The sequence below is a fragment of the Neisseria shayeganii genome (assembly GCF_014054965.1).
Classification (GTDB): domain Bacteria; phylum Pseudomonadota; class Gammaproteobacteria; order Burkholderiales; family Neisseriaceae; genus Eikenella; species Eikenella shayeganii.
Genome location: NZ_CP059567.1, coordinates 1,500,984 through 1,513,930 on the forward strand (window position 1 = coordinate 1,500,984; position 12,947 = coordinate 1,513,930).

General features: G+C 53.9%; 11 protein-coding genes and 1 pseudogene. 1 reads left to right on the top strand and 11 read right to left on the bottom strand.

Going from position 1 to position 12,947, the window contains the following annotated elements:
* Nucleotides 1-7: 7 nt before the first annotated feature.
* From H3L94_RS07275 to H3L94_RS07325, 11 genes and pseudogenes are all read right to left on the bottom strand, one after another.
* Entirely contained in the window at nucleotides 8-514 is a 507-nt protein-coding gene (locus H3L94_RS07275; RefSeq protein ID WP_182121475.1) for a CvpA family protein, read from the bottom strand.
* Nucleotides 514-1,578 (bottom strand): SPOR domain-containing protein, encoded by a 1,065-nt coding sequence (locus H3L94_RS07280; RefSeq protein WP_182121476.1) that lies wholly within the window; start codon nucleotides 1,576-1,578, stop codon nucleotides 514-516. The genes H3L94_RS07275 and H3L94_RS07280 overlap by 1 nt, the downstream gene beginning before the upstream one ends.
* A gap of 3 nt (nucleotides 1,579-1,581) precedes the next feature.
* The gene (folC, locus tag H3L94_RS07285) at nucleotides 1,582-2,892 is read right to left on the bottom strand and encodes a bifunctional tetrahydrofolate synthase/dihydrofolate synthase (protein WP_182121477.1); all 1,311 of its coding nucleotides are present in this window, start codon (nucleotides 2,890-2,892) and stop codon (nucleotides 1,582-1,584) included.
* Between the two features lie 62 nt (nucleotides 2,893-2,954).
* Nucleotides 2,955-4,334: an FAD-binding oxidoreductase gene (locus tag H3L94_RS07290; protein WP_182121478.1), complete on the bottom strand. Its 1,380-nt coding sequence runs from the start codon at nucleotides 4,332-4,334 to the stop codon at nucleotides 2,955-2,957.
* A 257-nt stretch (nucleotides 4,335-4,591) separates the two neighbouring features.
* Nucleotides 4,592-5,176, bottom strand: a pseudogene (locus H3L94_RS07295) (IS1595 family transposase).
* 110 nt (nucleotides 5,177-5,286) lie between these two features.
* Nucleotides 5,287-6,150, bottom strand: a complete 864-nt coding sequence (locus H3L94_RS07300) for a DNA adenine methylase (protein ID WP_182121479.1) — start codon at nucleotides 6,148-6,150, stop codon at nucleotides 5,287-5,289.
* Between the two features lie 53 nt (nucleotides 6,151-6,203).
* On the bottom strand, nucleotides 6,204-8,045 hold the full coding sequence (locus tag H3L94_RS07305) for an ATP-binding protein (protein ID WP_182121480.1): 1,842 nt from the start codon (nucleotides 8,043-8,045) through the stop codon (nucleotides 6,204-6,206).
* Between the two features lie 620 nt (nucleotides 8,046-8,665).
* The gene (gene lipA / locus H3L94_RS07310) at nucleotides 8,666-9,655 is read right to left on the bottom strand and encodes a lipoyl synthase (RefSeq protein WP_182121481.1); all 990 of its coding nucleotides are present in this window, start codon (nucleotides 9,653-9,655) and stop codon (nucleotides 8,666-8,668) included.
* A gap of 46 nt (nucleotides 9,656-9,701) precedes the next feature.
* The gene (locus tag H3L94_RS07315; RefSeq protein WP_182121482.1) at nucleotides 9,702-10,439 is read right to left on the bottom strand and encodes a metallophosphoesterase family protein; all 738 of its coding nucleotides are present in this window, start codon (nucleotides 10,437-10,439) and stop codon (nucleotides 9,702-9,704) included.
* Nucleotides 10,440-10,499: 60 nt separating this feature from the next.
* Nucleotides 10,500-11,108 carry a lipoyl(octanoyl) transferase LipB gene (gene lipB / locus H3L94_RS07320; protein WP_182121483.1) on the bottom strand — a complete coding sequence of 203 codons (609 nt, stop codon included), beginning with the start codon at nucleotides 11,106-11,108 and terminating at the stop codon, nucleotides 10,500-10,502.
* The gene (locus H3L94_RS07325; protein WP_182121484.1) at nucleotides 11,108-11,377 is read right to left on the bottom strand and encodes an HP0495 family protein; all 270 of its coding nucleotides are present in this window, start codon (nucleotides 11,375-11,377) and stop codon (nucleotides 11,108-11,110) included. Before H3L94_RS07325 ends, lipB begins: the two co-directional genes overlap by 1 nt.
* Before the next feature lie 198 nt (nucleotides 11,378-11,575).
* On the opposite strand from H3L94_RS07325, the gene xseA reads away from it, so the two are divergent.
* Nucleotides 11,576-12,928, top strand: coding sequence for an exodeoxyribonuclease VII large subunit (xseA, locus tag H3L94_RS07330; RefSeq protein WP_182123130.1), 1,353 nt, complete (start codon nucleotides 11,576-11,578; stop codon nucleotides 12,926-12,928).
* The last annotated feature ends 19 nt before the right edge of the window (nucleotides 12,929-12,947 follow it).

The window sequence follows — 12,947 nt, forward strand, 5'->3', positions numbered from 1 at the left end:
AATAAACTTACTCCGTCGATAAAGGCTGATAGTGGATCTGCTCGGCCACGAAAGGCGGCAGATAAGGCACGGCCAAGCTGGCCAAACCTTCAAAAACAAAGGCGGTTTGCGAATCGCGCCATTCAGGGCTTTGCGGCAGCTCGGTGAAAGCACAGGCCAACACCGCCACGGTTACCGCCAACACACCTTTTAGCGCGCCGAACGCCGCGCCCAGCAGGCGGTTGGCACCGTCCAGGCCGACTGCCCGCACGGCGGCAGACAGCACCGACTGCAACAGCATCATGCCGAGGCGGACCGCCAAAAAGACCAAAATAAAAGCAGCCACCACCGCCAGCGCAGGCGGCTCGATGCTGCGCAACCCGGTATCGGCCACCGGCACGGCCAAGAAGCGGGCCGCAATAAAGGCCGCCACCCAAGACAGCAGCCCCACCAATTCGTGCAACACGCCGCGAAACAGGGAAATCAGGGTGAAAGCGGCCACCGTACCCAAGGCCAAATAGTCAAACAGCGTCATCAGCGTTCCAACAGCATGCCGTCCAAGCCCTGCGCTTTAATCTTGCCCAAGGCCTGATTGGCGGCGACGGCAGAAGGGTAAGAGCCGGTGCGCACGCGGTAAAGCCGGTTGCCGTTGCTTTCGGAAGGCGCCACATAGGCGCTCACGCCGGCATCGGCCAAGCGTTTCTGCACCGCCCGCGCCTGCTCTTCGCTGGTGTAGGCGCCCACTTGGATCACGGTGCGGCGCGGCTCGCTGCGGCCGTTGAGGATGTCTTGCGGGTCCGAACGGCCGGATTCGGCTTGGCGGGCGGCGCGGTTGTTCAAAATTTCTTCCGGGCTCAAACCGGACCGGCTGTTCTTCGACGGTTCGCGGCGATCGGGGCTACCTGAAGCGGTTGGCGCCGGACGGCGGGCGGGAGACTCCGCCTGTTGACGGCGCTCGCGCTCACCCGCCGGTTTGGCGGCATTCTGACGGCGGCCTTCTTCCCCCTGCTGCGGGCTCGGCGGGCGGGCGGCACGGCTTTCGGCCGGCTTGGGCGTTGGCTGGGCGGCAGGTTGGGGAGATTCGGACTTCGGCGGTTCCGTTTTGGCCGGCGCCGCCGCGCTTTCCTCGCGCGAAACAGGCGCTTTGGCAGGCGGTGCATCGGCCGGCTTGGCCGCTTCGCGCGGGGCGGGCGCCGGTTTGCTTTCCGGCGGAACCGGCGCTGTTTTGCTGGTCAGCGGATTGGGCAACACGGTTACCCGGGTCTGTTTGCCTTCGTCTTGCTCTTCGCTGTCCGCAGGCGGCACCGGCACGGCGGCTTCGGTCGCTTCCCCGACGGTTTCGCTTTCGGAACGCGCCGCCGCTTCTTCGGCATCCGCCGGGGCCACCTGAACAGCCGGCGGAGACACTTCTGTGCCCCCGTCGCTCACTGTAATGCTGCCCGGCGCATCGGTGTTTTCACTGCCGCCCAACACTTTGGCCAGCAGCAGGGCGGCAATGCCGGCCATCAGCAAAGCGCCCACCAAGCGGCGGCGGTTTTTGCGCTTCATCTGCTCGTATTCTTCCAAGCGGCGCAGGCGGGGGTTGTATTGGGGCGGCATAAGCTATTCCTGTGGCGGCAGCAGGGCCATGATTTCCGCTACCGTGTGAAACGAACCAAATGCGGCGATTCTATCATTTTCCCCGGCCTCGGATAAAGCCGCGCGGTAGGCCGAAGCCACATCGGGAAACCGGCGCACATTCTCCACACCGGCAGCCGCCAGCCTTTCCTGCAGCGCTTCGGCGCTGAGGCCGCGCGGCATGGCCAAAGGGGCCACCAGCCATTCGTCGAACTGGTCTTTCAAGAGCGACACCACGCCGGCCAAATCTTTATCGCCCAGCATGCTGAACACCGCCAGCCGTTTTTCGGCAAACGGCAGCGCCATCAGACTCTGCCGCATCGCCCGCGCAGCATGGGGGTTGTGGCCGACGTCCAGGATGGTCAGCGGGCGGCCGGGCAGCACTTGGAAGCGGCCGGGGTTCACCACCGTCAGCAAGCCGCGCTTGATGGCGCCGATGTCCACCGGCAGCCGGCTGTTGAGGCATTCCAACACCGCCAGCGCACAGGCCGCGTTGTTGAGCTGATAGGCGCCGCGCAACGCCGGCAGCGGCAGGGCGTTGCGGTTGCGGCTACCTGAAAACCAGGCACTCTGTTGCGGATGCCAGTGAAATGACCATTGTTGCTGCTCCAAGCGGCTAAAACCATAGTCGCGCCCCACCAGCAGCAGATCGGCGCCGATGTCTTCGGCGTGGCGGCGCAGCGATTCGGGCGGCGGATGCTGGGCGCACACGGCGGGTTTACCGGCACGGAACACGCCGGCTTTCTCAAACGCCACCTGCTCCACCGTGTCGCCCAAAAAAGCCTGGTGATCCAAATCCACCGAAGTCACCGCCGCCACATCGGCATCGAACACGTTAACCGCGTCCAAACGCCCGCCGAGGCCGACTTCCAAAATCATCACCTCCACCTGTTCGCGGCAGAAAATATCCACCGCCGCCAGCGTGTTGAACTCGAAATAAGTGAGCGGGATGTCGCCGCGCGCCGCTTCGATGCGCTCGAAAGCGGCGGTAATCGCCTCGTCGGCCACGGGCCGGGTATCGATGCGGATGCGCTCGTTGTAACGCAAAATGTGCGGGCTGGTGAGCACGCCGGTTTTGAAGCCGGCTTCGGTATAAATGCGGGCGAGAAAAGCGCACACCGAGCCTTTGCCGTTGGTGCCGGCCACCACCACCACCGGGCAGGCGGGCTTGAGCCCCATTTTCTCTTTCACCGCGCCTACCCGCTCCAGCCCCATGTCGATGACGCCGTTGCTGTGCGCCACCCCGCCGGTGTAGGCGTTTTCCAGATGGCCCAGCCAGTCTTGCAGTGTTTTCATTCGATTCCTCAGTTGATACAGGCTACCTGAAACGCACCATGCGCCTGTTCAGGTAGCCCGGCTTACATCGGCGGCAACAACTTGCCCGGATTCATCAATTGGTGCGGATCCAGCTGCGCCTTCACCGCCCGCATCAGGGCGATTTCGGCCGGCGTACGCACCTGCGGCAGCCAGTGGTTTTTCACCTGGCCGATGCCGTGTTCGGCGGCAATCGTGCCCTCGCAGGCCAGCGTGTGGCGGTACACCACTTCGTTCACCGCCGCCTCGTAACGGTACACTTCTTGATCCAGCACACTGGGCAGGAAGATGTTGTAATGCAGGCTGCCGTCGCCCAGATGGCCGAACACCACGATTTGGATGCCGGGGAAGGCCGCTTCCAGCGCTGCGCCGGTTTGGCGCACCCATTCGGCCACCCGCGCAATCGGCACCGCAATGTCGTGCTTGATGCTGGCGCCCAAATCGCGCTGCGCGGCCGACACGTTTTCCCGCAACCGCCACAGCATCTGCCGTTCGCTGCCCGACTGCGCCAGCACCGCATTGTCAAATCCGTTCTGCATCAGGCATTCGGCCAGGCTGCCGTCCAAGTCCCGCGCCGGCAGGCTGTCGTTCAACTCCAGCAGCACATGCCATTCGGCGGCCAAGGGCGTCTGCATACCGCTGTAACAGGCCGACAACTCCAGCGCCCACGCGCTGAGCAGCTCAAAACTGCACAGGCGCTCGGCAAACTGCCCTTGCATCAGGGTTAAGAGCGCCACCGCCGCTTCGATACTGTCCACGCCCACCCAGGCCGTGGCCGTGCTTTGCGGACGGGCAAACAGCTTCAGCGTGGCCGCGGTAATCACGCCCAGCGTGCCTTCGCTGCCGATAAACAGATGGCGCAGATCGTAGCCGGTGGTGTTTTTGTGCAGCGGCGCCAAATGCGACACCAATTCGCCGTCAGGCAGCACCACTTCCAAGCCCAACACCAAATCGCGCATGCTGCCGTAGCGCAGCACATTCAGGCCGCCGGCATTGGTGGCGATGTTGCCGCCGATTTGGCAGGAGCCTTCGCTGGCCAGACTGAGCGGAAACAGCCGCCCGGCCGCCGCCGCCGCTTGCTGCACCGTCTGCAGCACCGCGCCGGCCTCCACCGTGATGGCGTTATCGGCCACATTCACGCGGCGGATGCGGTTTAAGCGGCTCAGGTTGAGTAGCACCCCGCCCTGCGGCACCGCCCCGCCGCACAGGCCGGTGTTGCCGCCCTGCGGGGTGATGGGAATGCGGTGTTCGGCGCAGAAACGCACAATGCGCTGCACCTGCGCCACGCTGTCGGGCAGCAGCACCGCCGCGGCCTGGCCGGTATAGCGGCGGCGTTGGTCGGTGAGCAGCGCTTCGGCATCGGCAGCGATTTCGTGCGGCGATAAAAAAGCCGACAGCTTGTGCAGCAAGGCGTGATCGGGCATACGGGTTACCTAAATGGGAAAATACGTTCAGGTAGCCTGAGACCTTTGCAAACCCCCATCTGCGGCGCATTTCTGCGTTGTGCGCTGCTTGTTCGCTTGCCTATCTAGATGATATGTCTGCGTTCGCTGCGCTGCTACGCCTTGAACTGCATCCACATCTGGGGGTTTGCAAAGGTCTCGGGCTACCTGAAAACACCGCATCAAGCAGTTTGGCTTTCTGTGAATTACATTGGTAAAAGGGCTAAAATAGATTAGCCCTAAATATCACACCAAAACCGCAGAATTTTTAACTGCTGCTTTGATCCCGAAGTTAAAGCGAAACTCGCATTCTTTCAAGAGCAGAGGGAAAGATTTTCGGTCGGCTCCGTTGTATTTAAGCAAGACACATTTTGCCTGATTCCAAAAATTCTCAATACTGTTGATATGGTTTTGCCGGTCAGCAAATGATGGTAAAACCGCTGATATCCAACACATCGTAACTACTCTAACAGTTCGTATAAACCACGCTATCAGGAGTGATTTCCTTTTAATAAAAGGAAATAAGCTTTCCTTTTTGGCATTAATTCACTACAACTGTATAAACCTTGCCCCCCACGTTTAAAGATACCGAAACCCACCACTTGACCTGCTGCTCCCTACCACGCCTTCCTTTACGTTTACCGCCGAAATAGCTTTCATCCAATTCCATGGCGTGCTCATAAACCTGATCTGCTTCCAAAGCCAAATGATGGCTGATAACAAGACTGATTTTGCGGTAAATAGAGAATGGCCGTATTGGGCTGAATACTCAAGATATCGGCAGCAGAACGTGTGGTGCCTTCCAATACAAAATATTCAAGCAATTTTTAGAGAATATTCTTTAACTTACAGTATGTTATCTTCATTTTGGCGCCTAGCATGACTGCTAATCTACTTCAGCCCCAATAATATATTTCTTAATAATTTCTGAGATTTACTTTTTAATTAATAATCTCTTTTCTGGAATATTTATATTATCTCCATAAATCATGACCTCCGACCCTTTTACCTTATTGTATGCACAATAGGTCAAGAAGTAATCATCTTGCCTGTATTTCTTATAGATTTTTTTTATTTCGGAGCAATTATCATAAGAGACTATCCATTTTCGATCTACAGAACCTAAAGCATCACAAATATTTACATGGTCATTATGATTATAAAAGTTCCTATATAGCCCTTGCCCCTTTACATAATATGGCGGATCCAGATAAATAAGTGATTTCTCTGGCAATAAAGTATTTACTTTTTTCAGCAATGATAAAGCATCTTCATTGTATATGTGGATATGGTTTGCATATTGCGCAATGCGAATAATTAATTTGGACAATCGTTCTTTATTGAATCGGGCATCTAATTTATAAGTTCCATTTTGACTTTTTCCTCCAATTACCCCAGCTTTTAAAATACCTGATCGGTTGGTTCTATTTAGATAAAAAGCAGCAAACCCATGAGCCAATGAAGAATGTTCTTCTGGATACTTCAATATGATTTTTTGTTTTTCCCATTCTTCAATAGATAGTGGCACATCATACAAAAGTGCTAGAAAATTTTCTGAATCGTTCGTAATAGAGTCCCAAAAGTTATAAATAGCTAAATCCAAATCATTAATATGGATATCAGAGCAATATCCATTGAAAAGTAAATCTAAAGCCACACCACATCCACCAGCGAAAGGCTCAAGATAATGCCCTCCCGTTAGATTGTTGACATCCATTACAGCCCTTACGAAAGGTGCAAAAGCTCCTTTTCCTCCAGGGTAACGTAGAGGGGTAAGAGGATTTGAATGTCCAGCCACCGAAAAACCTTTATTTACTATCTACTTACTTGTTAAGTATAAAATAAACCGATCTATTTAGCCAGCTGATTTTGATGGTAGCTTTTAGAACATGAAACAATATTTACTGCTTCAATAAGCTTCTCTAAAAATATATCCACTTGTATTACATTTTCTTCACACCACTTTACGATGATGCCACTTTTTTCAATAAAATTCACATTATCTTTAAACCACTTCTTATTTTGATCCCGATTAGAATTCAACGCCAAAGTCATGACTCTATCTCTGACATAATCGCTTGTATAGACTCCAGGCATTCGTTTCCAGAAGTCATCGTCACGCCCCTCAAGTTTTCTTTGCAAGAAATGATACAGAATCATCTCTGGGCTGCGCTCAGTAGATTTTGTATTGTCAGTAAAGATGGAGTCATTCGGTAATGGACATATATTTGGATTATCTTCAATTATTTTTCGATTGGCTTCGCCAGAGAAAACATCATTATCTGGAATTAAAATAACACTTTGAAAATATGGATCTCCCTTATGCAGCTTTAATAAAATATCACATCCAACACTTAAACTAATCAGCTCCAGCTCTTTCCCAAAGTAGTCTGTATTATGAATGATATTTTTGTATTTTAATATTTGTTTAAAGAAAAATAATGCTTCATCATCCTCAAAATAAAGCTTTATTTTTTCTAGCTTATCTTCAAAAGGAGCTAACACAAGCATATCATTTTTAATTTTTGTATATGTAGGATTTTCCATAAGCCTAGGAAAGCTTGAGTCTTGCAAGTACACAACATCATTCACCTTATCTCCTGGATGTTCATTTTTGGATAAGATAGTCTTAATAACGGTTAACGAATGCGTGGTTAAGATAATTTGAAGATTAAGCTTCCTAGCTTGTACATGAAGTAAATTTATCAATTTTTCTTGTGCTCTAGGGTGCAATCCAGCATCAACCTCATCAATTACCAAAATACCTCCACTGTAAGTTTGAGGGGAAGTTCTTTTCAAATAATTGAATGAAGCTAAGGCAGTCACTATTGAACTCAGCGAATCTTGCCCCAGCGAAACTGTAAAAGAGTGATGTTGAAAAGAAGGAAGATATGAGCTTTTTTTGGAGCTCGCAAATGAGTGAGATGTAATTTCATTATCAGATTCATCGAAATATAACACATCTTTAAAAGAATTAACAATAAATTTTTTGTCTTCTTCATCCATTTTTCTAATGGTTTTTTTATCGATAAGTTCTGCATCAAACTCACCGATGGGCGTCATTCTACTCATTCCCAAGTACAGGGTAGGAATTGGCATTTTACCAGCTCCTTTAAGCTTTTCATCCAACGCTTCAATTTCTGGGTTGCTAAATAGTAGCTGCGTTCGTGGAATAATACGTAACCGCCAAATATTAATCATTGACTCAGAAGTTGAAGATAGCGAATTATCATCAATGTCTTCTAAATCAAGAGCATGATTTGGATCGGTATGCTTATCTTCTGATACCTTAATCATATGATTTTTATATAGCCTATCTTTGATGGCATGTTTTTGTATACTTACTGTACATATCTTATTGAGTTCAATAAAACTACCATTTTGATTTGTCTCGACGTAATATTGAACAGTAACCTTAGGCGTATCTGCTTTTCTAGTCCCATTCGTATAATTTTCATAATCTTGAAAATAATCCAAATGGAAAGCTTCTTGAAAATTAGATTGAAATACTTTCCCGAAAAAACTTTTCTCCCCTTTAGAAAGCCCAGAGCAGTTAGCAATCAGACCTAATATAGTAGATTTTCCAATACCATTATGCCCTGCAATCGCAGTAATATACGGAGCAATGGGAATTTCAATATTTTTTAACTTACGAAATCCTTTTTCATCAAAAGATATTTTTTTGAGTTTCATTTTAGTATTTATAACTTAATTTTGACAAAAATGGCTCCAGAATATTTTAACTGGAAATTTTTGAGCAGATTTGATGGATAAAGCATATCTCTTCAATACTAGGCAACTGTGCTTCACAGGCCTGAGATGAATTTTTTCATGGCAGCATTAGATATTGAATCTAAAATATATATCATAACCAATGTTAAAAACTTGTTCTCTCTCATTTCAAATTCAATCAACCAGAAAAATCTTGTTGAATTTCAATTTGTGCAATTAGAACCTTTTATTCTATTTATTTTTTGAATCCAAATACGACTATTGACAACTTTGACCTGTAGTTAGAGAAGTAATATACTGGTATGTTTAATATTTTTTGCTTTCAGATTTTTATCTTATTATTTTTCAGTAAAATAGACTATAGCAGCTCTCATTATTTCAAATGAAACAGAAGGTGTTTTTCTCTGTTTATTTTTTACACTTTGGGTTTTTAGCTTCCAAAATGATAGAGTCAGAAGCTGCTGTTAATTGGCCGTATGTACCTATTCCTGTACCAAAATTTGAAACATATTCAGGGAAGAAAATTGAACCCTCAAAGTCTGGGGCTATACAGGTAGAATACCAGATAGCAATGTACAGTTTCATTTATCGTTGAAATTCACACTTTCTTTCAACGCTTCTTCCGCCTGCACGTCGGCATGGTAGGAGCTGCGCACCATGGCGCCGATGGCGGCGTTGGTAAAGCCCATGGCGTAGGCTTCCTGTTCGAATTCCTTAAACTGCGCCGGCGTCACATAGCGCAGCACCGGCAAATGGCCGTTGGACGGCTGCAGATACTGGCCGACGGTAATCATTTCGATGTCGTGCGCGCGCATATCGCGCATGATTTCGCGCACTTCCTCATCGGTTTCGCCCAGCCCCACCATGATGCCGGACTTGGTCGGCACCTGCGGCACCATGGCTTTGTAGCGCTTAAGCAAATCCAGCGAATGTTGGTAGTCGGAGCCGGGGCGCGCCTGTTTGTAGAGGCGCGGGTGGGTTTCCAGATTGTGGTTCATCACATCGGGCGGGTTTTTGGCCAGGATGTCCAAGGCAATATCGAGGCGGCCGCGGAAATCGGGCACCAGAATCTCGATTTTGGTATCGGGGCTGCGTTCGCGGATGGCGTTGATGCAGTCGGCAAAATGCTGGGCGCCGCCGTCGCGCAAATCGTCGCGGTCCACCGACGTGATCACCACATAGCGCAGCTTCATCGCCGCCACGCTCTCGGCCAGGTTTTTCGGCTCGTCGGGATCCAGCGGATTGGGGCGGCCGTGGCCGACGTCGCAGAAGGGGCAGCGGCGGGTGCAGATGTCGCCCATGATCATAAAGGTGGCCGTGCCCTTGCTGAAACACTCGCCGATATTGGGGCAGCTGGCCTCTTCGCACACGGTGTGCATTTTTTGGTCGCGCAAGATGTTTTTGATTTCGAAAAACTTCTTGCCGGTGGGCAGCTTGGCGCGGATCCACTCGGGCTTTTTCAGCTTTTCTTCCAGCGGCACCACCTTAATCGGAATGCGCGCGGTTTTGGCGGCGCCTTTGTGCTTCACGCCTTGGGCGTTGTCGAGGGGCTTGGCGGGTTCGGTGCTCATAACAGTCTCGTTGGATGGTGTGGATTCATGTGTGTGGCGGTATGGCTCAGGCAGCCGGCAAATAGCCGTATTGCAGGGCGTGCGCCCAATCGGGGCGGTTTTCTTGTTGCGCTTTGGCCGCTGCGGCCCGATGGTCGTAGGGCACGCTGTGGAGCGCCACCGTCCAACCCTGTGCCGACTGCGCCACCAGCGCATAGCGGGCGTGCGGCGAGCCGTTTTCCACCCGGTGCGGCGGATGGTCGTCGTCATAAGCGGGCAAACCGACGCTGCCGGGATTCACTATTTGGCAGCCGTCCACATGCAGGCTGCGCGGAATATGGGTATGGCCGCAGGCCAGCAGGGACACCCGCACACCGGCTAGGCGCTCGCGAATCACGCCGGCGGCCGCCAATACCGTTTGGCCGTCGCAGATGTCTTCCGTCAGATAGTGCACATCGCTGTGCGGCGTGCCGTGGCACAGCAGTACGTCATCACGCAAATACCGCTGCGGCGGCAAGGCGGCCAGCCAGGCACGCTCGGCTTCGCCCAGGGCAGCGGCGGCAAAGCGGTCGGACAGATTCTGCCGCTGCGGCGGCAGGGTCAACAGTTGCCGTTCGTGATTGCCGGCAATGGTCGGCCAGTCCTGCGCCATCAGGAAACGGGCGGTTTCCAAGGGCCACAAGGGGCCGGACAGACAGTCGCCCAAATTGGCAATCACATCGCAGCCTTGGCTGCGGATATCGGCACACACCGCCTCCAAGGCGGGCAAATTGCCGTGGATATCGGAAATCAGGGCAAAACGCATGGCTCGGCTTTCTCAAACAGGTTTCTCAAATAGGCTACCTGAACGCCATCGCACGGCGTTTCAGGTAGCCTGTAATTGTTGTGTCAGGTGCGCGGTCAGCTTGGCCGCCACTTCGTCAAGAGCGGGGGCGGCGGGCAACAAGTCGGCCATCTGCACCATTTCCATGCCGGCATAGCCGCAGGGGTTGATTTGGCGAAACGGCGCCAAATCCATGTTCACATTCAGCGCCAAGCCGTGATACACCGCGCCGTGTTTGATGCGCAGCCCGAGAGAGGCGATTTTGCGGCCGGCCACATACACGCCGGGGCGTTGCGGGTCGGCGGCAGCGGCGATGCCGTAGTCGGCGAGGGTGGCGATGATGGCGTTTTCCAAACGGCTCACCAAATCGCGCACGCTGATGCGGCGGCGTTTGAAGTCGATAAGCGTATACACCACCAGCTGGCCGGGGCCGTGGTAGGTAATCTGGCCGCCGCGGTCCACTTTGACCACCGGAATCTCGCTGGCGGCCAAGAGGTGCTCAGCCTTGCCGGCCATGCCTTGGGTGAACACCGGCGGGTGCTCCACCACCCACAATTCGTCTTCGGTGGCTGCGGTGCGCGCCGCGGTAAACGCTTCCATGGCGTGGAAGACCGGCTCGTAGTCGGCCAGGCCCAGAGTGACGGTTTTCACTACAGCACCACTTTCACCATCGGATGGGCAGTGAGAGCGCGGTAGAGATTGTCGAGCTGCTCCTGGCTTTCGGCGCGGATGGTCACGGTGCAGCTGAGGTAGTTGCCCTTGCTGCTGTCGCGGGTGTTGAGGTGTTTTTCCTCGGTGTCGGGGGCGTGTTCGCGCACCACATTCAAAATAGTGGCGGCAAATTCGGGATGCTGCGCGCCCATGACTTTAATCGGGAAATCAGTAGGAAATTCAATCAGGTTTTGGCGGGTTTCGCTCATGATCGGCTCTGGCTGGAATGAAAGCTTGCCGCCCGGCTTAGGCAAGCGGGCGGCCGTATGATGGAAAGGGGTGTATTCTAACGCAAAGCCGACGCCTCAGGCTACCTGAAAGCCGCGGTAGCGAACAGTGGCAGCGCAAATCTTTGCACCCGCCCAAGCTCGGCTATAATGCCGGCTTTTTGCCCTACCCCGCCCGCCATGCCCGAACTGTCCGCCCCCGCCGCCCTCTCGGTTTCCGAACTCAATGCCCTGGCCAAAAATCTGCTGGAACAACACCTGTTCGGGCTGTGGATTGCCGGTGAAGTGTCCAACCTCACCAAAGCGGCCAGCGGCCATTATTATTTCTCGCTCAAAGACCAGCAGGCGCAGGTGCGCTGCACCCTGTTCAAATACGCCGCCCAACGCCTGGCCGCGCCTTTAAAAGAAGGCGACCACATCGAGTTGAGCGGCCGCATCACGCTTTACGAAGCGCGCGGCGAATTTCAAATCAACGTCAGCGACGTGCGCCACAAAGGCTTGGGGCAGCTGTTTGAAGCCTACGAGCGGCTGAAACAGCGCCTGCAAGCCGAAGGGCTGTTTGACCCCGCCAAAAAACGGCCGCTGCCCGCCCATCCGCAGTGCATCGGCATCGTGACCAGCCTGGCCGCCGCCGCTTTGCGCGACGTGGTCTCCACTCTGCGGCGGCGCGCCCCCGCCATTCCCGTGGTGGTGTACCCCACCGCCGTGCAGGGCGCGGGCAGCGAGTTTCAGGTAGCCGCAGCCATCGAAGCGGCCGCCCGCCACGGCGCGGCGGATGTGTTGATTGTTTGCCGCGGCGGCGGCAGCATCGAAGACTTGTGGGCGTTTAACGAAGAAGCTGCCGTGCGCGCCGTGGCCGCCAGCCCGATTCCGATTGTCAGCGGCGTCGGCCACGAAACCGACTTCACCCTCACCGATTTCGCCGCCGACCTGCGCGCCCCCACGCCCACCGCCGCCGCCGAACTGGTCAGCCCCAACCGTTTGGAGCTCATCAACCGGCTCGCCCACATCCGCCGCCAACAGCAGCAGATGCTGCTGCGTCGCTATGCCGATGCCGCGCAAAAACTGGATTGGGCCGCGCAACGCCTGCGCCATCCGCGGCAGCAAATTCAGGAGCAGCGCATCTGGCTGCAAAATTGCCGCAACCAGCTGCAGCAGGCCGCCCGCCGCCATTGGCAGGGCCGACAGGAAAAACTTGCCTATTTGGCGAATGTGCACCGACTGTACCGCCCCGCCCCCGAATCTGCCCACCAACAGCTAGTCCGCCAACAGCAGCAGCTGAAACACCAGTTTGCCACCCTGCTGCAACAACGACTCGCCAGCTTGCAGGAACAGCAGGCGCTCTTAAGCGCCCTCTCGCCGCAACACATTTTGGCCCGCGGCTACAGCGTGGTCAGCGACCGCCACGGCAAAGTGGTGCGCGACGCCCACCGCCTGCGCCCCGGGCAAATGCTGCACATCCGCTTCGCACACGGCGCAACCGAAGCCCGGGTGGCGCCGCAGGCAGCCGGACAAGCGGATTTATTCGACTGACACCGGCAAGCAATGATCA

Excerpts from the sequence above, each read along its gene's own strand:
- folC (WP_182121477.1), bottom strand. The coding sequence starts at position 2,892 with ATGAAAACACTGCAAGACTGGCTGGGCCATCTGGAAAACGCCTACACC.
- H3L94_RS07280 (WP_182121476.1), bottom strand. The coding sequence starts at position 1,578 with ATGCCGCCCCAATACAACCCCCGCCTGCGCCGCTTGGAAGAATACGAG.
- H3L94_RS07290 (WP_182121478.1), bottom strand. The coding sequence starts at position 4,334 with ATGCCCGATCACGCCTTGCTGCACAAGCTGTCGGCTTTTTTATCGCCG.
- H3L94_RS07275 (WP_182121475.1), bottom strand. The coding sequence starts at position 514 with ATGACGCTGTTTGACTATTTGGCCTTGGGTACGGTGGCCGCTTTCACC.
- xseA (WP_182123130.1), top strand. The coding sequence starts at position 11,576 with ATGCCCGAACTGTCCGCCCCCGCCGCCCTCTCGGTTTCCGAACTCAAT.
- lipA (WP_182121481.1), bottom strand. The coding sequence starts at position 9,655 with ATGAGCACCGAACCCGCCAAGCCCCTCGACAACGCCCAAGGCGTGAAG.
- H3L94_RS07305 (WP_182121480.1), bottom strand. The coding sequence starts at position 8,045 with ATGAAACTCAAAAAAATATCTTTTGATGAAAAAGGATTTCGTAAGTTA.
- H3L94_RS07325 (WP_182121484.1), bottom strand. The coding sequence starts at position 11,377 with ATGAGCGAAACCCGCCAAAACCTGATTGAATTTCCTACTGATTTCCCG.
- H3L94_RS07315 (WP_182121482.1), bottom strand. The coding sequence starts at position 10,439 with ATGCGTTTTGCCCTGATTTCCGATATCCACGGCAATTTGCCCGCCTTG.